Origin of the sequence: Filimonas lacunae (assembly GCF_002355595.1) — a bacterium.
Lineage (GTDB): Bacteria > Bacteroidota > Bacteroidia > Chitinophagales > Chitinophagaceae > Filimonas > Filimonas lacunae.
This window is the reverse complement of sequence record NZ_AP017422.1, coordinates 909,291-931,054: the sequence shown is the minus strand read 5'-3', so window position 1 is coordinate 931,054 and position 21,764 is coordinate 909,291. Positions and strand designations below refer to the sequence as shown.

Here is a 21,764-nt window from a genome sequence, read left to right as displayed (position 1 = left end):
GAAAAAACTAATCGTATTTTGATAAAAATCTGTTCCTCTCTATGAATTTGTCTAAAACCTATGCTTTTTTAGCGGTCATTTTGCTGCCCGCACTTGTAAAAAGTCAGCAAAAATATACGGTTTCACTATTAGATTCAGGTCGCTCGGTTAGTTTACGTGGATTAAGTGCTCCCAGTGATGCAGTGGTATGGGTAAGTGGCAACCATGGTAACGTGGCACGCAGTGTAGACGGTGGCCAGCATTTTGAATGGTTTCAGGTAGCCGGCTTTGAAGAAAGGGATTTCAGAGATATTGAAGCTTTTGATGCCGATACTGCTGTTATCATGGCTATAGCGGAGCCTGCCCAGATTTTACGCACTACCGATGGTGGCAAACATTGGAAAATTGTATTTACCGATAGCACCAAAGGAATGTTCCTGGATGCGATGAGCTTTTGGGGTAAGTACGGTACAGTAGTCGGCGATCCTGTTAACGGACGTTTTTTTATCGCTCATACAACAGACGGTGGCCTTACCTGGAATCCCATGCATCCTTATATGCCCGAAGCAGAAAATGGGGAAGCCTGTTTTGCATCCAGTGGTACTAACCTGCATCCATTGAAAGGGAATTTAAGAACCACTTTCCTGGGAATGGTTACCGGTGGCTTAAGCAGCAGACTACACTTAATTCCTTTTGATGGAACTAAAATGGCTGAATTAACTACCAGGCTGCCCATGTTACAAGGTAAAGAAAGCACAGGGGCCAATTCTTTAACAGCCTGGAAACAAAAATGGTTAATTGTAGGAGGAGATTTTACACAACCTGAAAATATGGAAGGCAATTGCCTTATTTCTACTAACGGTGGGAAAAACTGGCAAAAGCCGGGCACACCACCTAATGGATATCGCAGTTGTGTGTTATACCTTGATAAGAATCGCGCCATCACATGTGGACTGAATGGAATTGATGTTAGTGAAGATGAAGGTTTTCATTGGTTTTCTATCTCTACCCGTGGATTTCATGTAGTTCAAAAAGCCAAAATGGGCAATATCGTATACTTCGCAGGAGCTAAGGGACAAATAGGAAAAATGTTGGATATTAAAAATTAATTTAAAAAAAGTGTAAACTTGATTAAACCTTCATTAAAACTACCTATCTTACCACCAGTTTTTTATGCAGCAGGGTTAAATAGGGGGTTCTGTTTCGATCAGAACGCCCTTTTTTTATGCCTTTAATTTTCTGCAATTCAATATTAATAAGGATTTTGGGGCTCCTTTCTTCTACTAAGCGCTGTAAGCAGCAACGTCAATAACTACTTTTACAACTATCCATACATTTTATATCCGGGAACAATATTGCAGATTTACAGGCGGGCAATTTTTTATTCCCGCACCACTTTTGCTTACACGTGGTACTCATAATATTCTTCCCCAACATGCTTTTTCCTGACACAATTCACTGAAGAAACCCCACAGTTTATCAAACAGACCCGCACTATTATCTATGAGAATGAGTTTTACAGCAGTAGCGACAATCCCTACTACTATGGCGATGAGTTTAGCTACTGTTAGGATCATCCCGGCTACTATGGTGATGAGTCTGGCTACTGTGGCGATCATCCCCACTACTATGGCGATGAGTTTAGCTACTGTGTCTCGTCCTGAAATAGCTTGACAGTTAAGAGCCTAAATCTGAAAAGAAGATGGCTAAAAACAGTCAGATCAAGAGTTTTAAAAACGTAATTGGGGTGAAGCTGAGTGATGATCCCCGTATCAATCATTACGAAGTAAGTTTTCGGCGCTGGCTGGCGCGTGAGATTCATTATGGACGCGTTAGCGTAGCTCAGGCAACGGTTGAATTGAGTATAAGCGACACACAGATTCGTTTGATTTGTAAGCAATATCCTCCTGAGGTAGTAACTTTACCTGCAATGACTGAAGCGGAAAAAAAGAAGCTGGAAGAATTAGAGAAGCAGGTAAAACTGCTTCAAAAGCAGCTTGAACACGCTGAGATCAAGAATATTGCCCTCGAAACGCTCATTGATGTAGCGGAAAATGATCTCAAAATTCCCATCCGAAAAAAGCCTGGTGCCAAACAGTGAACCTGCTTACAGAACTGCACCCTCATATTGGGGTAGGTCAGTTTTGTACAGTGTTTGGCAAGACCCGTCAAGCCTGGTATTATGCTACACGCACCCAGGCTGAGCAGGAAATGACAGATTCTATTGTAGTAAAAATGGTGAAAGAAATACGGGAGGAACAACCTCGCTTGGGTACCCGTAAGCTCTACTATCTGTTGGAACCTCAGCTACAGGCGCATGGAATTAAAATGGGCCGTGATGCTCTATTTGATATGCTGGAACGCTATGACCTGCTTATCCGTCATCGCAGACGGCGTGCTATTACCACCGATAGCAACCATCCTTACCGTAAATATGATAACTTAATACAGCACTTGATATTAACAGGTAAAAATCAACTTTGGGTTAGTGATATTACCTATCTGCGAGTATCAGAAGGCTTTTGCTACCTGAGTCTTGTAACTGATGCTTTTAGTCGTAAAATAGTTGGCTACCGCCTGTGGCCTAATCTGGCAGCGCGTGGAAGCATAGAAGCGCTAAACATGGCTTTAAATGAACAGCAGCCTGGGCGGAACATGCTCATACACCATTCTGATCGCGGTGTACAATACTGCTGTTCTGATTATGTTGGACAGTTGCAAAACTATCAGATCAATATTAGTATGAGTCATAAAGGAGATCCCTATCAGAATGCAATAGCAGAGCGGGTTAACGGTATTCTAAAGCATGAATATAGTCTTAATAAAGAGTTTGAAGATCTAGTTCAGGCCACCAAAGCTGTACAGGCTGCCGTAAACTTATACAACAGCCGCAGACCCCATGATAGTTTAAGTTATCTGACGCCGGACCAGGCACATGAACTAACCGGAATAATCAAAAGGAACTGGCGGACTTACAGTAAGCATATTATTAAGAATCAGGACTTAGAAGTAAGCAACGTAGGATTAGGGAAGCTCTGTAACGCCAAACAGGATTAAGTTTATCATAAACAGGACTAAGCGCAAGCCTGTTAAGGAAGCCCGGATGAGCTGGCTGGAACGTAACAAAAAACAGGATTTTGAGAATCCTGTTTTTGACAGCAGGTTTATGCGCTCATCCTGACAGATCAGGATAGGATCACTGAGACCCCTGTAAACTGATGTTAGAATTAAATTTTATCTTGCAACAACTACTTATTATTAACTGCTCTCTACTGTCAAGTTTTTTTAGGACGGGTCACTGTGAGGATCATCCCCGCTACTATGGTGATGAGTCTGGCTACTGTGGGGATCATCCCCACTACTATGGTGATGAGTCTGGCTACTGTGGGGATCATCCCCACTACTATGGTGATGAGTCTGGCTACTGTGGGGATCATCCCCACTACTATGGTGATGAGTCTGGCTACTGTGGGGATCATCCCCACTACTGTGGCGATGAGTCTGGCTACTGTGGGGATCATCCCCACTACTGTGGCGATGAGTCTGGCTACTGTGGGGATCATCCCCACAGTGATTATTGCCTATTTTTTAAAGGCAAAATATACCGCACCCAGTATAAAAAGGAAGCTGATTACGTATTTCCAGTGGAAAGGTTCGCGCAAATACAGCACAGCAAATATACAAAAGATCACCAGGGAAATAATTTCCTGTACAATTTTCAGTTGAAAGCCAGTCCAGCCGGTAGTATACCCTGACCTGTTAGCAGGCACAGTTAAGCAATATTCGAAAAACGCAATGCCCCAACTGATAAGAATGGCTTTCCATAAAGCAATGCCTTTGTCTTTCAAATGCCAATACCAGGCAAAAGTCATAAACACGTTGGAAAAGATGAGCATGCCTATTGTTTTCATAAACGAAGAAAGTTATATGTAAAAATAATTAGTCTTTGTATTTGCGTTTATACTGCGGATCAAACATCGTGCGCTCTTCTGCCAAAGCTTCTTCCGTAGGACGTTTGGTAACCTGCACCGCAATCTGAAACAAGGCCAGCAGTAAAATAACAGACCCTATACACTCCCCCCAGGTGATCCAGTATCCCCAAAAAGCATACACGGTACCATGATGCGGATTGGCAGTTTCTAAAATCACTTCTACTCTTTGCCCTTCGGTTAATTTTCTAAACAAATAGTCTGCCGGTACGCGTACAGTATCTTTTTTACTCAAAGTAAAAACTGCCATAGGCCGGCTTTGGCCTGTGCTATCGGCCCGGTAATGAATAGTGGCCGGGTAAAATTCGCCATCAAAGTAATCTGGTTGACGCGAAAACAGGATATACAAACTAAAACAAACGAAATACAATACAGCTACTAACTTATACACGGTTAATCAAATAAAAAAAGTCAAAAAGAAACCTGCAATACAGATAGCTTTTTGACTTTGCCTTACAGCATTATGAATGGAATTAATTACTTAAACTTCTAAAATCTACTGGCACCAGCTTACTCACCCCTGGTTCCTGCATGGTTACACCGTAAATAACGTCTACTGCACTCATGGTCATTTTATTGTGGGTTACAATAATAAACTGTGAGTTTTCGCTAAACTTCTGAATCATTTGGGTAAACTTACCTACGTTGGCATCATCCAGTGGCGCATCCACCTCATCCAGGATACAGAAGGGCGCTGGCTTAATCAGGTAAATAGCAAACAATAAAGCTGTTGCGGTTAGTGTTTTTTCACCACCACTTAACTGGGTAATGGAAGAAGGCCTTTTGCCTTTGGGCTTGGCTACGATATCAATACCGGTTTCTGCAAGGTTTTCCGGGTTTTCCAGTACCATGTCGGCAGTATCTTCTTCTGTAAATAACGCTTTAAATACCTTCTGGAAGTTGTCGCGCACCTGGTTAAAGGTATCCAGGAACTGCTGGTTGGCAGTGGCTTCCACTTCCTGTATGGTTTGCAACAGGCTGTCTTTGGCGCTTACCAGGTCGTTCTTTTGTTCCAGAATGAACTCATAACGCTTTTTCATTTCCTGGAATGCTTCAATAGCCGTAGGGTTCACCTCACCAATGTTCTCCATCCGCTTTTTCATCCTGTCAGAGGATGCTTGCAGGTCTTCCAGTGGCGTATCCGTCATACGGGGCTGGTCCAGAATTTCGTCCAGGTCAATTTTAAACTCAACGTGCAAGCGCTCTTTCATGCCCGACAATTGCAATTTCAGTTCATTCAGCTTGTCTTTAATTTCAGACAGCAAATGATCTATCATTTCCTTGCTCTTGCTCTTCATACGCAACTCGCTTTCTTTTTCCTGAAGCTGGTTACGCATATTATAATAAGCCTGATCCGTCTCGTTCAGCTTTCTTTCTTCTTCTTCTTTCTTACGCAACAAATCCAGCAACAATGCTTCGCTTTCTTTCAATGCATCATCGCTTTCCTGTATGTTGGCGCTGGCATCGGACAATTGGGAAGTGTTACTTTGTATTTGCTGATGCAGATCGTTCAGCTGGTTTTCTTTAAACACCAACTCCTGCTTCAATGCACCTATTTTACTTTGCTGGCGGGTTAACTGCAGGTTGCTTTCGTTATACTGGGCCGACGCAAAATTGTATTCCTGCTCTGCCTGGTAGTAATCCTGCTCCACTGCCTTCATCGAATCGCCCGTGTTACGTAACTGCTCGTTCAGATTGCCCAACACTTCGCGTGTTTCGGCAATGGCATCCTGCTCGTCCTGCAGGCGCACATCATTATCTTCCAGGCGCTGCTGCGAGTTTTGCTGGGCAGCCTGTAAGTTTTCTATCTTGTTTTTAGCAGCAAACAACTGGTTGGTTAACTGGTTAATCTCCGTTTCTGTTTGCCTGATAGCATGCTCTTTCAGTTGCTCGTTAAAAGCAATTACCTCGTTATGGCGTGCTTGTATATCTGCTTTTAGCTGATTTACTACTGCTTCCTGCGCCACTATTTCTTCATACAGCTTCTCCAGGTTTTTAGCGCGGCCAATTTTTTTACCTTCAAACAGGCCTACGCTACCACCGGTAAGCGTGTATTTTCCTTTTACGTATTTACCCGTTTTTTCCAGCACCACCGCACCATTGCTGTTTTGCAAGGCTTCGTCGCTTTCTGCAATGTATACGTTCCCCAGCAGGTATTCTGCCAGTTTACGATATTGTGCATCCACCTCTATCACATCCATCGCACGGATGGTTTGTGCAGGTTGCTGGGTTTGCACCTGCACATCGGCAAACTGCTCCAGCATAAAAAAGTTTGCCTTCCCTTTTTTATGGGTATCCAGCAGGTGAATAGCTTGTAAACCTTCCTGCAGGTTGTTTACCACATAATAGCTCAGGTAAGGTTCCAGCACATTTTCAACAGCGGCCCGAAACTCTTCCTTTACATATATAATATCTGATAAAATAGGGGCTGTATGGTTCCACTCCTTGTTATTGTGTAAAAACTTAACGCTCTCCGGATAACCTTCCATCGAGTCAATCAGGCTTTTTAACAGGTCGTGTTCGTTACGCTTTTTATCCAGTGTGCGGGTTTCTTCTGCCAGTTTAGAACGCAGTTGCTCCAACTGTGCCTGGGTAGCCACAATCTGTTCTTTGGTTCTTTCGTGTTGTTCCTGTAACTGTTGTAAATCAACACGTTTATCCTCCAGCGTTTCTTCCTTTTCTTTCAATTCTTCTTCCATCTGCCTTATCTGCAACGAACGGTTATGTTGTTCGTCGTTGATTTGCACATGTGAACGTTGCAGGTTTTGGATAGAAGTATCGGCAATAGCCACCTTCTTCTCTGCATCGAACTGATTACGCTGAATTTGCTGGTATTGGCTGCGTAAAGAATCTACCCCGCTCCGTTTTTCATCAAACAGGCGGCGTTTATCTTCAATATCCAGTTTAGAAGTTTCTACCTTGTCCTGTATGTCGGCCAGGCGGCTGTCTTCTTCCCCTACCTGTATTTGTGTATACTGAATAGAGTCTTCTATCGTTTTTAACTGGCCTTCTGCTTTTTGTAAAAAGTCTTTTAAGCTGTTTTCCTTTTCACGCAGGTATTGCAGTTTCTGCGAAGCCAGGTTCTTTTCGTTTTCCTTGGTGCGCAGTTGTTGCAGCAATTCGTTAAACTCGTATTGCTGGCTTTGTAAAGCGCGTTCTTTTTCAATAAAGCCAACTTTTTCCTGTTCAATAGCAGCCTCTTCCGTTGCTATTTCAGCATCCAGCCTTATTTTTTTATCGGTTTCCAGATCCTGCTGTTCGTTCAGCTCGCGGTAAGTGACATTAAACCCTTCCAGCGCTGCCTTCGCCAGCTCTATGGCTATCTCTTTATAATCTTTCTTAATCTCGTAATACTTCTCTGCCTTCTTTGCCTGGTTTTCCAGCGTTTTCAGCTGGTTGTTGATTTCAAATAACAGGTCTTCAATACGGTTTAAGTCCTGCTCGGTAGCATCCAGCTTAGATTTGGCTTCTTTCTTACGGGTTTTATAAATGGTAATACCCGCTGCCTGCTCCAGCATGCGGCGGCGGCTGTTTTCCTTGTCTTTAATAATATCATCCACCATCCCCAGCTCAATAATCGCATAGCTGTCTGTACTCACCCCGGTATCCATAAACAGGTTATGAATATCCTTCATCCTGCAGGCTACATCGTTAAGACGGTATTCGCTATCTCCATTTTTATAAAAGCGGCGGGTAATGGTTACGGTGCTAAATTCTGTGGGCAACAGATTTTTCGTGTTCTCAAATGTTAAGCTTACTTCGGCTAAACCGCTGGGGCTACGCGTTTTACTTCCGTTAAAAACCAATGCTTCCAGGTTTTCACTACGCAGCGCACTAATCTTCTGCTCGCCAATTACCCAACGAATAGAGTCAATAATATTGCTTTTACCGCAGCCGTTAGGACCAATAATACCAGTAATCCCCTCATCGAAGTTTACTACGGTTTTATCAGCAAAGCTTTTGAAACCCTTAATTTCTAATTGTTTTAATCTCACTTCTCGCCCATTTAGCAACTGCGAACTTAAGGGAAAAAGGGAAAAAAAGACGTTTTATTTATATAGTTGCATTCACCCTCCTGTCAATCAGACAGTTTACCTCTTATTACCCCTGTAACAGGGTCAAAGACCACTAACCATGTGTTCGTTTTCAATGAAATTGGGCTAAAGTGTGATTTTTAACTCCTGCCCACCCTATTTTTGCGCCCTGATAAATTTATCTTTTATAACATACCATTATGAGACGAGTTGTTGTAACCGGCTTAGGTGCATTGACACCTATTGGAAATAATGTGAACGATTTTTGGAATTCTCTTGTAAACGGCGTTAGTGGTGCGGCCCCTATTACTAAATTCGATGCTTCTAAATTTAAAACACGCTTTGCCTGCGAGTTAAAGAATTTTAACCCGCTGGACCATATTGATAAAGCAGAAGCACGCAAGTACGATGCGTATACCCAATATGCACTTATAGCGGTAGAAGAAGCTATCAAACATGCACAAATTGATTTTTCTACACTAAATAAAGACCGTATTGGTGTTATCTGGGGTTCAGGAAACGGTGGTATCCAAACTTTCCAGGAGCAGGTAATGGAATTTGCCAAAGGCGATGGCACTCCGCGCTTTAACCCCTTCTTCATCCCTAAAATGATTGTGGATATTGCTTCCGGCATTATCTCTATCAAGCACGGCCTGCGTGGTGTAAACTTCACTACCGTATCGGCCTGTGCTACTTCTAACACCGCTATTATCGACGCTTTCAACTACATCAAATGGGGTAAAGCAGAAATGATTATCACCGGAGGTTCAGAAGCGCCTATTAACGAAACAGGCATGGGTGGATTTAATGCGGTGAAAGCCTTATCCACCTTCAATGAAAACCCGGCTATTGCATCCCGTCCGTTTGATGTTAAGCGTGATGGCTTTGTTATGGGAGAAGGTGCTGGTGCGCTCATCCTGGAAAGCTACGAGCATGCTATTAAACGCGGAGCCCCCATCCTGGCCGAAGTAGCAGGTGGCGGTATGGCGGGTGATGCTTATCACCTTACCGGCACACACCCGGAAGGTGATGGTGCTTTCCTGGGTATGGAAGCGGCACTGGAAGATGCAGGTGTTGACGCTTCTGCAATCGACTACCTGAACGCACACGCCACTTCTACCCCACTGGGCGATGGCAGTGAATTAAAAGCAACTGCCCGTATGTTTGGCGCTCACGCTCCTAAACTACATGTAAGTGCAACCAAGTCTATGACGGGTCACCTGTTGGGTGCCGCCGGTGCTGTAGAAGCTATTGCCTGTATCAAAGCTATTCAGCATAATCTCATTCCTCCTACTATCAACACTACCGATGTTGACCCTAGCCTACCAGAAGGCTTCAACCTTACTTTAGGTAAAGCAGTGGAGAAAACAGTGAACTATGCGATGAGCAATACTTTCGGCTTTGGTGGACACATTGCCACAGCAATTTTCAAGAAAACAGAGCTGTAAGGATCACTCACTAAGTATAAAAGCAAAGGGCTGCATCTGGTTAGATGCAGCCCTTTGCTTTTATAAGCATTCCTATTCGTATTAAATATTCTACCCCACCAATTCCAAATGCAAAGCCCCGAAATTTTGCAGGGAGGTTAATTTTAAATCTGCTGCGCCCCAGCGTTCTTCTTTTTGCTGGCTGTGATGCGGCACTACCACACATTTCATACGGGCGGCTTTGGCGGCAATCATACCATTATAAGAATCTTCAAACGCTATACAGCTGGTAGCTGGTGATTTCAGCATTTCTGCACAGTTCAGATACACCAGCGGGTGTGGTTTGCCATAGGGCAGCTCGCCGGCACTGGAGGTTACCTGCAAATAATCTTTTACCCCTACCAAACCAACTACCTGGTCAATTAAACGTTGCGGACTGGAAGAGGCCAGGCCTATTTTAAAGCCACGCTGTTTAAAGAACTCGAAAATGTGATGTACACCGGGCATGATATTACCACGCTGGGCCACTTTTTCCATTACCAGGTCAATAATGCGCGTTTCGGCCTTTTCATCCTCACGCGGGTCTATCAAATATTGACGAAACCACCACTGCACAAACTCTTTTGTTCTGAGTCCGGTAGTGGTGGCGTATTGTTCGTGTGATAACTTAAATCCGTACTGGCTAAACAGTTCATCAGCAGCTTCGGCCCAAAGGGGTTCGCTATCTATCAATAAACCGTCCATATCAAATATTACCGTATCTAATCGCATGCGCTGTGGTTGAAGGCGCAAAGATAGGGTTACAGGCTATTCTCACTTCAGTGCAAATGTTACAGAAACGCTGAATTGTAATTTTATCTTTTTAAACCCTACTTCCATAGCCTCATCCACCTTATCCATCGCTACACTCATATTAGCATACATTCTTGTTTGCGGATAAATAACAGGCTGAACATCGTTTTCTACCACATCATTAATAGTAATAGCCCCACCTACCTGCTCATCAATAGCAGCTGCCAGATAATTGGCTTTCGCCTTTGCCGCCTTAATTGCTTCTATTTTTAGTTGCTTTTTGTATTCGTCCAGCTTGCTGTGGCTTACCCTGGAAATAAAGAAGCTTTGGGTAGCCTCATCGTCCAGTTTATCTACCAGCTCGTTCATTTTACGGGTATCGGCCAGTTTAATAGAATATACGATGCTCGCTTTCATGTCGGGATTTTGCTTTTTACTTCTTTTATACTCCCAATAATGAGCATCACGACCAGAAAAACTCTGTACACTCACCTCTTTTTCCGATAATCCGATGCTTTTGCAGGCTTCGAGGAACTGATTCTTGATTTTTTCAATATCCACCTTCCCCACTCCCTTTTTGTCATACTCCTTTAACTCTACCTGTACGTAAATTTCGTCGGGCACCACCTCCATTTCGGCCGTACCAGTCACATTTATAGTCTTTTCTGTTTTTCCGGTCTGTTGCGCTGAAGCGGTAAATATGGCAGTTACGGCTACAAGACATACTAAAATCTTCTTCATAAAATATCTGTTTATACAATGATGTTGTAAATATTATAATTACATAAACTCAAAATTTATGAATGTTTACCTTAACAATTATTTGACAATGCGTATTTTGCACGCGCTTGTCAGCTAAACAGTAATTTTTGAATGAGACGACGAACGAATAAACCTCTTACTGAGAGATTGAAGCATATACGATTGGTAAGATCAGTTGTATATGCGATTGTGGGCGCAGTATCTTATCCGGGTCTTGTATGGGTGAACCGTATTAAGATAGAGGGGACAGAACATATTGAAAAGCTGCCACGGAATAACGTATTATTTGTAAGTAACCACCAGACTTACTTTGCAGACGTTATTACCTTTTTGCATATTTTCTGCGCAGTAAAATGGCGTAAACGCAACAGGCTGGGCCTTCCCTACTACCTGTTAAGTCCGTTTACCAGTGTATATTATGTAGCTGCCGAAGAAACCATGAATGGTAGCTTTATCAGCCGCTTTTTTAAACTGGCTGGCGCATTAACCGTAAAACGTACCTGGCGCAGAAGCGGCACAGAGGTAAGAACCGGTTTAGACCCAAGCGATACCCGTAAAATTCAGCGTGCTTTAAAAACCAGCTGGATTATAACCTTCCCGCAAGGCACCACCAAACCCTTTGCACCAGGCCGTAAAGGCACTGCCCATATCATCAAAAACAACCGACCGGTAGTAATTCCGGTAGTAATTAATGGTTTCTGGCGTGCTTTCACTAAAAAAGGTCTCGTATTTAAGAAAAAAGGCTCTTTGTTAAGCATCCGCTTTAAAGCCCCGATGGAAATTAATTACGATAACTCTGTTGAAGAAATTCTGGACCAGGTAATGCATGCCATTGAACAGAGCAAAGAATTTATGTTGAAGGGCAAACACCACATGAACAAACTGAAACAACAACAGGAACTCGCCGCTGCTGCTGCACAAGCAGCTGAAGCGGAAGCCGTACCTGCCGAAACAGTAGCTACAGAACCACCTGCTGCATCAGCACAGGAATCATAACAACAAACCTGCTACAGGTTACATCATAATGAAAAAGGTCGTCTTTCCTGTAAAGGCGACCTTTTTTGTTGTCGTACACCGTACAGTAGCAGATCCCCCGGCAAAAGCACAAGGCGAAGCCAATTACCAGCCTGTTACAGAGGTCATCAAGTATAAAAAAAGGACGTTCCCCATTCCGGAAACGTCCTTTCTATTTTCAGTAAGCACTCTCCTGCTTACGATCATTACTAAATTTTACTTGCTATCGATAGCAAAGAAAGCCCTCAGCTCTGTAGCATCTTCCGGCTTCATTTTGCCAGCCAGCACCAGGCGCAGTTGCCTGCGGCGCAAAGCTCCTTCATACAGCGCCTTTTCCTCTTCCGTTTCGGCTATTACACCAGGCACCTTACGGGGATTGCTGTTAGGATCTAATGCCACAAACGTATAATAAGCTTCATTGCTTTCATAACTATACTGATGCAAATGATCTTCACCCCATACTTTGAGGTGAATTTCCATAGAGGTATTAAAAGCCCGGGTTACTTTGGCTTCAATATGCACCGTATTGCCCAGTTTAATAGGCGTTTTAAAACTAAGGTTGTCAACACTGGCGGTCATACAGGGGGCATTGCAATGTTTTCCGGATGCAATGGCCGCAGCTATATCCATCCAGTACATTAAACGCCCGCCCATCAGGTTACCAAATACATTGGTATCATTGGGCAGTACCAGCTCGTTCATAATTGTAAAACTCTCACTGGCTGTTTTTGCTTGCATGGGTATTCAATTGTTTATCAACAAACGTACATAGTAATTCTATCAATTACTGTACTTATTTCTTTTGTTCTTTGTAATGTACTTCGCTTAAGCTCCTCAACCTTTCAGCAGCCCACTCCGGCGTTACATCACGCTGCGGATTGGCCAGCATTTCATATCCTACCATAAATTTCTTCACAGTAGCAGAACGCAGTAATGGCGGATAAAAGTGCATATGCCAATGCCACTCGTCATGCGCACCATCGTTTACAGGTGCCTGGTGCATACCGGCTGAGTAAGGGAAAGAAATTTCAAACAGGTTGTCGTACTTGGCAGTTAATCTCTTCAGAATATCTGCCAGCGCTGTTCTTTCTTCTGCTGTAAACTGCACAACGGTTTGTACATGCCTTTTACTTACAATCATGGTTTCGTAAGGCCATACTGCCCAAAAAGGCACCAGTGCCACAAAATGCTCATTCTCTACCACAATACGCTCTTTCTCCTGCAGTTCCAGCGCAATATAGTCGCTTAATAAACTGCGGCCATTCTCCTCAAAATACGCTTTCTGACGTGCGGTTTCCTTCACTATTTCAAGGGGTAACGAACCCTGCGACCAAATCTGGCCGTGTGGATGCGGGTTGCTGCAACCCATGATTTCCCCTTTATTTTCAAAAATCTGGATGTACTTGATATGAGGATTGTCAGACAGTTGCTGAAACTCCTGTGCCCATAAATCAACCACTTTGGTAATAGCAGGCACAGACAATTGTGGCAACGTAAGACTGTGATCTGGCGAAAAGCTGATCACACGGCAAATGCCACTTTCACTGCGGGCTTGTAATAAACCACCTTTGTTCAGGCTACCCTCCGGGGTATCGGCCAGTAAGGCGGAGTAGTCGTTGGTAAACACAAAAGAATCGGTGTACTGTGGGTTTACACTGCCATCGGCTCTTTTATTGCCTGCACACAGGTAACAGGTAGGGTCGTAAGCCGGGCGGTCATCTGCCGGTAAAGTTTCCACTTTACCTTGCCAGGGCCTTTTGGTTCGGTGCGGAGATACTAAAACCCAATCCCCGGTAAGAATATTTTGTCTGGTATGGGGATGCTCAGTAAAATCAAATGTCTGCTGCATAATAAAATAATGTTGTTGCAAAGGGATAATTAGACTTCATGTGGCAGGCCTGAAAAGCCGGGCAAAAATATCTTATCGGCCTTAATAAAAAAAGGGCAAAATAATTGCGGCAACAGATACTTCCCTATTGTTATCACCACAAAATCACTTTTATGACGTTTACAGAAATAGAAACCCTGCTGGGACAGCAACATGCCACCCTGCTACAACACACCTGCACAACTATTCCCAAAGAGAAATTGCACCTGCCGGCTCCCAACTTCCTGGATTCAGTTTTTGGCATATCCAGCCGCAACATCCCTACTCTAAAAAGCCTGGCGTCTATTTACAACAGCGGCCGGCTGGCTGGTACAGGCTATGTATCTATTTTACCGGTAGACCAGGGTATAGAACACAGTGCAGGCGCTTCCTTTGCACCTAATCCTATGTATTTCGATCCCGAAAACATTGTTAAACTGGCCATAGAAGGCGGCTGCAATGCCGTAGCTACGACCTTTGGCACATTGGCCTTTGTATCGCGCAAATACGCGCATAAAATTCCCCTCATTGTAAAGCTGAACCACAATGAGCTGCTCACCTATCCCAATAAATACGACCAGATTATGTTCGGCTCGGTAAAAGATGCCTGGAACCTGGGAGCGACAGCTGTAGGAGCCACTATTTATTTTGGATCGCCCGAGGCCGACAGGCAGATTATAGAAGTGGCACGTGCTTTTGAAGAAGCCCATTCACTGGGCCTGGGTACTATTTTGTGGTGTTATCTGCGCAATAATGCCTTTAAAAAAGAGGGTATCGATTACCATGTTTCGGCCGATTTAACCGGCCAGGCAAACCACCTGGGCGTTACCATACAGGCAGATATTATTAAACAGAAACTGCCCGAAAACAACGGGGGCTTTAAAGCCCTGAACATGGGCGCCAGCAGCTATGGCAAGCTGGATGAACGCATGTACACACAGCTTGCTTCGGACAACCCGATAGACCTGTGCCGTTACCAGGTGGCCAACTGTTACATGGGCCGCGCCGGCTTAATTAATTCCGGCGGCGCCTCGGCAGGTGCCAGCGACCTGAAAGAAGCGGTATTAACCGCTGTGATTAACAAACGGGCCGGAGGCACCGGGCTTATTTCAGGCCGCAAAGCCTTTCAGCGCCCCTTTGCAGAAGGCATTCAATTATTACAGGCCATACAGGATGTATACCTCGAAAAGCAGGTAACCATTGCTTAGTAAATATTCTTTTCACCGGTAAGGGCGGCCAGCAAACGGCAGTCTTCCAGCGCTTTTATTACATGCTGCTGCAACCTGTGCATAAACACCAGCTCGCCCTTACCGGCTATTACTTTTTTATCCTCCAGCTGTACTTCTACACTTCCGCTTAACACCTGGATGGATAATATCCCCTCTGTAACATTATCTGTAATATCCGCCCCCTTATGCAAGGCCACCAGCACCGTACTAAAACCCTCCGTTTTAAACAGGGTTACTGCATTCCGGTTGTTCTTTTGCCAGGCCTCTTCCGATTCCAGCAGCTGCACACTTTCTTCAATATGGGTTACCAGAACAGGAGCATCGATAGGCCTGCTGCCCTGCGGACGATTAAATGTGGCATTGTTGCTTTTATTACTCATAGCTTAACAGGTTATTGTTCACCCTCTGTTATAGCAATAAGCCTACCAGTAAAGGCATGGTTTTTTATCCCCTTATTTAAAATGTATGTTATGAAGAACGCAACCATGAAACAAGGCTCCAAAGCCGTTCCGGTAAGGGGTAAACACACCCGTCCCGAAAACAAAGACGACATGGACAGCCGTAAAAATGAAGAGCAGGATTTTAAAGGAGGCGATGTCACCCACAACAAAAAGCACACAAAAGCCGAAAAAATGGGCGACAATAGTGGCAATTAAAAACCGGCTATTGAATAGATAGCCAGATAAACAAGGGTGTTCTGTAAAAAATACAGAATACCCTTTCTTTTACAAAATAAAATATCTTATATTGTTTCTGTATACATTCTTACTAACGATTTGCCTTTAAAAAACCACTGTTTATGTACAAATGGACGTTTTATCGTTTCATAGGCATAGCATTACTTGTAATAGCGCCATTAACCAGCAGTTTAAAAGTTCCCGTTTCTTCCCGATTATCATTGAGCTTTACCTGTATAGCACTGGCCATAGCCCTGTTTAAAAAAGCCAATATGCTGTACCAGATAAAATATGGCGAAAAGCAGAAAAACCATAATTACAATAACCAGCGCACCTCTATCAACCTGGTTATTATAGGCTTTTCTACCATGGCCATCACCCTCATTATCATTAACCTGTTGCGCTAAACGGGAGGCAAATACTTTTACTTTTCTATCTTTACTCCTTACCCGGCCTAAAGATGCAGTAATTGTATTTGTTGCAATTGACCATATCATACAATACCTCCACAGCAATAGTATCTGCATTATTGCTGCTGGCGTTGTGCGCTATTATCCTCCTATATGTGCGGCTACGTAAGGCGCAGCACCATAATCGTCAATACGCCGAAAAGTATAAAGAGCTGGAATTGAAAGTACATTCCTTACAGCTGGAATCTATCAATTACAAGCTCAACCCACACCTGTTTAAAAACATACTCAACTCTATTCAAAGCCACGCCTATCAAACCTATTATGCCCTGGATAAGCTGTCGAACGTGCTGGATTACATCCTCTACGAAAGCGACCGGCAATATGTATCGTTAAGAGAAGAAATAGAGTTTGCGCTAAGCCTTATCGAAATCAACCGCATTAAAGTAAGTCCCCTGTTCGATTTGCGCATCAAAAACAAAACAGATGAAAGCAACACCCTGCTAGATCAAAAGCTGATAGCACCGCTTATTACCATTGACCTGATAGAAAATGCGTTTAAACACGCCGATTTACAAAGTGAAAACGCATTTATAGCCATTGTATTTGAGCTGAAAGGTCCGGTATTCACCTTAACCGTATCCAACAAAATAAGCAGCAAATCGCCATTAAAAAAGCAAAAAGGCGGTTTTGGTAAAGACAGCCTGCAAAAACGCCTGTCGGTAATATACCAGCAACATTACGAGCTGGACCAGTTTGCCGAGGGGGATGTATATATTGCTCACTTAAAAATAAATCTGCTTGAACACAAGAATAAAATGCTTGCTACTGGATGATGAGCTGCCCGGTCTCACCTACCTGCGCATGCTTTGCCAGCAGATTCCGGGCGTGGAAGTGGTAAAGGCTTTTAACGACCCCATGAAGCTGCTGGAAGAGAGTAAAGAGCTGGATTTTGATGTGTGCATATTAGACATAGAAATGCCGGGATTCAATGGCCTGGAAATAGCTCAGCTACTACATAACAAACCGGTAATTTTCACCACTGCGTATAAAGAATACGCAGCTGAAGCTTTTGACCTGGATGCTATTGACTATATACGCAAGCCCATACAAAAAGAACGGCTGGAAAAGGCCTTGCAAAAAGCAGCCGACAAACTGCAGCCACAGTTGGCCCCATCACAATTTGTGCAACTGAACACCAGCCAGGGCAAGGCCTTGCTTTATTTTAACCAACTGCTTCTTATCACCACCTCCGACATGGATAAACGGGATAAACTAGCCTTACTGGACAATGGCCAAACCATCCTGTTAAAAAACATATCCTTTACACAGTTACTGCAATTGCTGCCTCCCGATCAGTTTTGCCGCATTAATAAAAAAGAAATTCTGGCAGTAAAGGCCGTTGGCTTTTTTTCGCACGACGAAATCACCACCAATATTCCCGGCCCCGAGGGCAAGCCCCTGCAACTGGTGCTGGGCGAAATATACCGTACTGGCTTTTTGCAACATACCCACGCACGGTAAAGCTCAGTTACGGAACATAATTCTACCGTTTTATTACATAAAACCGCTGCCTGATTACATACCCACCGGCCAGCTTGCGGTAATAGAATAAGTTTGCGCACACTTAACAACAGCGCATGAAAAAATACAGGAACCTACTTTTCTATGTGATTACTATTGCTGGATTTTCAGGGCTTATATACTACTTTCTACAGAAGGGCCGTGTATTGGAAAGCGAAAAAGTAACGAATTTTATACCGCAACTGGAAGCCTCTACCTGGCAGCAGTTTAAAGACACCTACATACACAACCTCACACATCCGCTGGCTATTCTCTTACTACAGATTATCACTATTATACTGGTAGCACGCGCTTTTGGTTTCTTATGTAAAAAAATAAAACAACCCACTGTCATTGGCGAAATAGCAGCAGGCATTTTCCTTGGCCCCTCTTTCCTTGCTAAATGGATGCCCGAAGTTTCCGGATTTTTATTTCCGGTCAACTCACTCAGCAACCTGAGTTTTTTAAGCCAGATAGGCTTAATACTATTCATGTTTGTAATTGGGATGGAGCTGGACTTAAAGGTGTTGAAAAACAAAGCGAAAGACGCCGTAGTGGTAAGTCATGCCAGCATCATCTTTCCTTTTACGCTGGGCATTGCATTATCCTATTTTCTATATCGCCAGTTTGCCCCCGGCAATATCAACTTCCTGTCTTTTGCACTGTTCACAGGTATATCTATGAGTATTACCGCCTTTCCGGTACTGGCACGCATAGTACAGGAACGTGGCCTTTCTAAAACCAAACTGGGCACCATTGTTATTACCTGTGCAGCAGCAGATGACATTACAGCCTGGTGCATACTGGCGGTGGTAATAGCCATTGTAAAAGCAGGATCTGTAACCAGCTCGTTGTTTACCATTCTTATGGCTATTGCCTATGTGCTGGTGATGATAAAACTGATTCAGCCGTTTTTAAAAAGAATAGGCGATAAATACTCTAATAAAGAAGCGTTAAGCAAGCCGGTGGTAGCTGTATTCTTTATCACATTACTGCTCTCTTCTTTTACTACTGAGGTAATAGGCATTCATGCCCTGTTTGGTGCTTTTATGGCGGGGGTTATTATGCCTGCCAACATTAGCTTCCGCAATATTTTTATTGAAAAGGTAGAAGATGTGGCCCTGGTGTTACTACTGCCCCTGTTTTTTGTATTTACCGGTTTAAGAACACAAATAGGTTTATTAAACGATGTTCATATGTGGCAGGTATGCGGCGTTATTATAGCCGTAGCGGTAACCGGCAAGTTTGTAGGCAGCGCACTGGCCGCAAGATTTGTAGGACAAAGCTGGCGAGAAAGCCTTTCTATAGGCGCCCTGATGAATACCCGCGGGTTAATGGAATTGATTGTACTGAACATTGGCTACGATTTAGGAGTATTGAAGCCCGAAGTGTTTGCCATGATGGTGCTGATGGCCCTGGCTACCACTTTTATGACCGGCCCCATTCTGGACCTGATTAACCGCTTTATGCCGGAACGCAGCCACCCCGATGCCAGCGATTTACTGGAAAAAGAAATACGGTATAACATCCTCGTTTCCTTTGGCAGCGCTAAAAAAGGGGTATCCTTATTACAGCTGGCCAACAACTTTGTAAAAAAAGCCACCACCAATGCACATGTTACAGCCCTGCACCTTTCACCCAGCAGTGAGTTAAACCAGTATAACCAGGAAGAGTATGAAAGAGAAAGCTTTCAACCGATACAGGAAGAGGCCCAAAAATTGAGCCTGCCTATCACTCCCCTGTTTAAACCAACACTGGACATTACAGAGGAGATTATACACACTGCCAATGAAGGACACTTTGACCTGTTGCTGATTGGCGTAGGTTCCTCCGTATTCGAAGGCACCCTGCTAGGTAAAATATTAGGCTTCACCAACAAGATCATTAACCCGGAAAGATTATACGATACTATTACCGGTAAAGAAAAACTGTTTGACAACACGGTTTTCTATGAACATATCAAACAAATAACCCGGGCATCTAAAGTACCGGTAGGCATTTATATAGACAGGAATACAGAAAAGCTGGAAAACATCTTTATTCCCATTTTGTCTATCAGCGACAGCTTCCTGCTTATTTATGCGCAAAAGCTGATACACAACAGCGAAGCACGCGTAGTAGTGCTGGATGTAATGGGCGTTATTAAACAAAACCCTGAACTAAAAGAAACCATACGCTCTATAGAACAAATAGCACCTAATCATATTGCCTTGTATAGTGAAAGAAACATTGAGCCCATGTTCCTGGATCAACAAGACCTGATGCTGATAAGCATGGACAGCTGGCGTAAAACACTGGAAGCAGAACCCACGTGGCTATCGCACACACCGGCTGTACTGATTATTAAACCTTAAAAAAATGCCTGGTTTTACCAGGCATTTTTCATTTGATCATTGGTACGTTCCGGTGCTTTGGCGGGCTTCACGTTCCAATCCTTGTCATATCCCACAAAAAAGCTAAGCCACACAGTTCGCGCCAACCGCATAAACACAGGCTGTATAATCAACAGCAACACTGAATTAACACCCAGCCACCAGAAAATGCGGTTATCATATAATGAAAAACCAAACAAAACCCACCATGCTATAAAAGTGGCCACACTTAACGCTACTGCAAAAGCATAGCTTACATAACTGGTTCCATAATAAAAGCCAACTTCTATATCAAATTGCTGTCCGCACACCGGGCAGCTTTCATTCATCTCCAGCGTATGTTTCAGATGATAAGGGTTAGCATCGGTAAACATATTACCTCTGCGGCAACGTGGACAACGGGTATGGCATACACTCACCAACACATTCGGTTTGGCTGTTTCATGATTGCTCATAACAAAATATTTATGCGTGTTGAAATTGTTTGCGAAAAGTTTCAGGCGTAATACCTGTATCCTTTTTAAAAAACTTGATAAAATAACTGCTGTCCTGGAAATTAAGCCTGTCGCCAATTTCATTGATGCTCAGCTCCAGGTTCACCAGCAAACGCTTTGCCTCCAGTATAATACGCTTTCGTATCAGCTCACCCGCCGAAATGCCTGTTGCATCTTTACACAACGCGTTCAAATGATTAGGCGTAATGTATAACATGGCCGCATAATCTTTGGGCAGCTTTATATGGGCAAAATGCCTTTCAATCAATTGCTGAAAATTGCGCAGGATGGTGGCGTTGTAGTTAACCGGCAAAGCTGCATCTGCCTCGGGCATAGTTCGCTTTATGGTAACAAACAACTGGATCAGCAAAGCCGTCATCATTTCCCGGCTCATCTGTTTTTTCGCTACCTGTTCTGTCAATATGGTTTCAAACAGGTTTTCTACGGCCGGCTGCATCGTCTCCGGCACTTCTACTACCTGGGGGCCAACCATCGGTTCCCAAAATGGGAACAACTCCAATATCTGTGATCTTACAAAGGCCTGTTCCAGAAAACCATCCGAAAAATTAATCACATAGCCATCCGGCGCATCCCCAAAAAACCAACGATGCACCTGACCCGGTTTCATAAAATAAACAGAGCCCTTTTTAACCGGATAATGGGTAAAATCAATTACATGCTCACCACTACCCTCAGTAAAGTATAAAAGGTGATAATAGCTATGACCATGAACAACTTGTAAATGAGGATTATTTGACAAATAAGCCTTAAAACGGTCAGCTACCCACAAATCGTCTTTCGACTTCTCTGCAACCAGGTTACCTATGCCGTATGTTGGATATTCTATCTTTGCCACATCCTTTGCTTTAACTATACAAAGGTAAACACCCTAGCCCGGGAAGGCGCTGTGTTTTACAGGGCAATTATGGTACTTTTTACTGATTGCGGTAAATTACCTTAATTTTTTACCACTACTTTCTTCTATTTTCCATTTTTTGGAATAAACTATCCCAAATTAGGAAAATCTATAAAAACCACTTCCACAAAACAATGATTATCAAAACAATAAAGAATTGGCACGCGTGTTGCCTATTAGTATATGTCCGTTTTTAATCCGAAAGAAAACTGTGAACTGTAGCGGGCCGGAAGCTGAAC

The 21,764-nt window shown here is 43.5% G+C and carries 23 protein-coding genes; 12 read left to right on the top strand and 11 right to left on the bottom strand.

All coding sequences use genetic code 11. The features are described from left to right. The first annotated feature begins 41 nt into the window (after window positions 1-41). From FLA_RS03930 to FLA_RS03915, 4 genes are all read left to right on the top strand, one after another. Entirely contained in the window at window positions 42-1,088 is a 1,047-nt protein-coding gene (locus tag FLA_RS03930) for a YCF48-related protein (protein ID WP_076382968.1), read from the top strand. A 436-nt stretch (window positions 1,089-1,524) separates the two neighbouring features. Beyond that, window positions 1,525-1,653 (top strand): hypothetical protein, encoded by a 129-nt coding sequence (locus tag FLA_RS31925; protein WP_262496044.1) that lies wholly within the window; start codon window positions 1,525-1,527, stop codon window positions 1,651-1,653. Between the two features lie 28 nt (window positions 1,654-1,681). After that, the gene (locus tag FLA_RS03920) at window positions 1,682-2,080 is read left to right on the top strand and encodes a hypothetical protein (protein WP_076383029.1); all 399 of its coding nucleotides are present in this window, start codon (window positions 1,682-1,684) and stop codon (window positions 2,078-2,080) included. Beyond that, window positions 2,077-3,036, top strand: coding sequence for an IS3 family transposase (locus tag FLA_RS03915; RefSeq protein ID WP_096510712.1), 960 nt, complete (start codon window positions 2,077-2,079; stop codon window positions 3,034-3,036). The genes FLA_RS03920 and FLA_RS03915 overlap by 4 nt, the downstream gene beginning before the upstream one ends. Window positions 3,037-3,254: 218 nt before the next feature. Here FLA_RS03915 and FLA_RS03910 read toward each other — a convergent pair whose 3' ends face one another. From FLA_RS03910 to smc, 4 genes are all read right to left on the bottom strand, one after another. Next, window positions 3,255-3,542, bottom strand: a complete 288-nt coding sequence (locus FLA_RS03910) for a hypothetical protein (protein ID WP_096510709.1) — start codon at window positions 3,540-3,542, stop codon at window positions 3,255-3,257. An 18-nt stretch (window positions 3,543-3,560) separates the two neighbouring features. Continuing rightward, window positions 3,561-3,851: a DMT family protein gene (locus FLA_RS03905; RefSeq protein ID WP_231940453.1), complete on the bottom strand. Its 291-nt coding sequence runs from the start codon at window positions 3,849-3,851 to the stop codon at window positions 3,561-3,563. A 67-nt stretch (window positions 3,852-3,918) separates the two neighbouring features. Next, window positions 3,919-4,359: a hypothetical protein gene (locus FLA_RS03900; protein ID WP_076381870.1), complete on the bottom strand. Its 441-nt coding sequence runs from the start codon at window positions 4,357-4,359 to the stop codon at window positions 3,919-3,921. A gap of 82 nt (window positions 4,360-4,441) precedes the next feature. Further along, the gene (gene smc, locus FLA_RS03895) at window positions 4,442-7,963 is read right to left on the bottom strand and encodes a chromosome segregation protein SMC (RefSeq protein ID WP_076381871.1); all 3,522 of its coding nucleotides are present in this window, start codon (window positions 7,961-7,963) and stop codon (window positions 4,442-4,444) included. 239 nt (window positions 7,964-8,202) lie between these two features. On the opposite strand from smc, the gene fabF reads away from it, so the two are divergent. Continuing rightward, window positions 8,203-9,450: a beta-ketoacyl-ACP synthase II gene (gene fabF / locus FLA_RS03890; protein ID WP_076381872.1), complete on the top strand. Its 1,248-nt coding sequence runs from the start codon at window positions 8,203-8,205 to the stop codon at window positions 9,448-9,450. Window positions 9,451-9,540: 90 nt separating this feature from the next. Here fabF and hxpB read toward each other — a convergent pair whose 3' ends face one another. After that, window positions 9,541-10,200, bottom strand: coding sequence for a hexitol phosphatase HxpB (gene hxpB, locus FLA_RS03885; RefSeq protein WP_076381873.1), 660 nt, complete (start codon window positions 10,198-10,200; stop codon window positions 9,541-9,543). A 42-nt stretch (window positions 10,201-10,242) separates the two neighbouring features. Continuing rightward, window positions 10,243-10,962, bottom strand: coding sequence for an SIMPL domain-containing protein (locus FLA_RS03880; protein WP_076381874.1), 720 nt, complete (start codon window positions 10,960-10,962; stop codon window positions 10,243-10,245). 132 nt (window positions 10,963-11,094) lie between these two features. On the opposite strand from FLA_RS03880, the gene FLA_RS03875 reads away from it, so the two are divergent. Next, the gene (locus tag FLA_RS03875) at window positions 11,095-11,979 is read left to right on the top strand and encodes a lysophospholipid acyltransferase family protein (protein ID WP_084206480.1); all 885 of its coding nucleotides are present in this window, start codon (window positions 11,095-11,097) and stop codon (window positions 11,977-11,979) included. A gap of 234 nt (window positions 11,980-12,213) precedes the next feature. Here FLA_RS03875 and FLA_RS03870 read toward each other — a convergent pair whose 3' ends face one another. Next, entirely contained in the window at window positions 12,214-12,735 is a 522-nt protein-coding gene (locus FLA_RS03870) for an acyl-CoA thioesterase (RefSeq protein WP_076381875.1), read from the bottom strand. Between the two features lie 55 nt (window positions 12,736-12,790). Then, window positions 12,791-13,846 carry a UDP-glucose--hexose-1-phosphate uridylyltransferase gene (locus FLA_RS03865; RefSeq protein WP_076381876.1) on the bottom strand — a complete coding sequence of 352 codons (1,056 nt, stop codon included), beginning with the start codon at window positions 13,844-13,846 and terminating at the stop codon, window positions 12,791-12,793. Between the two features lie 152 nt (window positions 13,847-13,998). Here FLA_RS03865 and FLA_RS03860 point away from each other — a divergent pair, with 152 nt between their 5' ends. Next, window positions 13,999-15,072: a class I fructose-bisphosphate aldolase gene (locus FLA_RS03860; RefSeq protein WP_076381877.1), complete on the top strand. Its 1,074-nt coding sequence runs from the start codon at window positions 13,999-14,001 to the stop codon at window positions 15,070-15,072. Here the strand turns inward: FLA_RS03860 and FLA_RS03855 are convergent. Next, window positions 15,069-15,473 carry a cupin domain-containing protein gene (locus FLA_RS03855; protein WP_076381878.1) on the bottom strand — a complete coding sequence of 135 codons (405 nt, stop codon included), beginning with the start codon at window positions 15,471-15,473 and terminating at the stop codon, window positions 15,069-15,071. The genes FLA_RS03860 and FLA_RS03855 overlap by 4 nt on opposite strands. Before the next feature lie 90 nt (window positions 15,474-15,563). Here FLA_RS03855 and FLA_RS03850 point away from each other — a divergent pair, with 90 nt between their 5' ends. The 5 genes from FLA_RS03850 to FLA_RS03830 all read left to right on the top strand — a co-directional run bounded on the left by FLA_RS03850 (window position 15,564) and on the right by FLA_RS03830 (window position 20,097). Continuing rightward, window positions 15,564-15,749, top strand: a complete 186-nt coding sequence (locus tag FLA_RS03850; RefSeq protein WP_076381879.1) for a hypothetical protein — start codon at window positions 15,564-15,566, stop codon at window positions 15,747-15,749. 143 nt (window positions 15,750-15,892) lie between these two features. Next, complete coding sequence (locus tag FLA_RS03845) at window positions 15,893-16,177, top strand: hypothetical protein (protein WP_076381880.1); 285 nt, start codon at window positions 15,893-15,895, stop codon at window positions 16,175-16,177. Window positions 16,178-16,248: 71 nt separating this feature from the next. Further along, on the top strand, window positions 16,249-17,016 hold the full coding sequence (locus FLA_RS03840; protein WP_200802572.1) for a sensor histidine kinase: 768 nt from the start codon (window positions 16,249-16,251) through the stop codon (window positions 17,014-17,016). Further along, window positions 16,982-17,704, top strand: coding sequence for a LytR/AlgR family response regulator transcription factor (locus FLA_RS03835; protein ID WP_076381881.1), 723 nt, complete (start codon window positions 16,982-16,984; stop codon window positions 17,702-17,704). Before FLA_RS03840 ends, FLA_RS03835 begins: the two co-directional genes overlap by 35 nt. Window positions 17,705-17,820: 116 nt before the next feature. Then, complete coding sequence (locus FLA_RS03830; protein WP_076381882.1) at window positions 17,821-20,097, top strand: cation:proton antiporter domain-containing protein; 2,277 nt, start codon at window positions 17,821-17,823, stop codon at window positions 20,095-20,097. Between the two features lie 14 nt (window positions 20,098-20,111). Here FLA_RS03830 and FLA_RS03825 read toward each other — a convergent pair whose 3' ends face one another. Beyond that, on the bottom strand, window positions 20,112-20,570 hold the full coding sequence (locus FLA_RS03825) for a DUF983 domain-containing protein (RefSeq protein WP_076381883.1): 459 nt from the start codon (window positions 20,568-20,570) through the stop codon (window positions 20,112-20,114). Window positions 20,571-20,580: 10 nt separating this feature from the next. Next, a complete protein-coding gene (locus tag FLA_RS03820) occupies window positions 20,581-21,465 on the bottom strand; it encodes a helix-turn-helix domain-containing protein (RefSeq protein ID WP_096510705.1) in 885 nt (294 codons plus the stop codon). Between the last annotated feature and the right edge of the window lie 299 nt (window positions 21,466-21,764).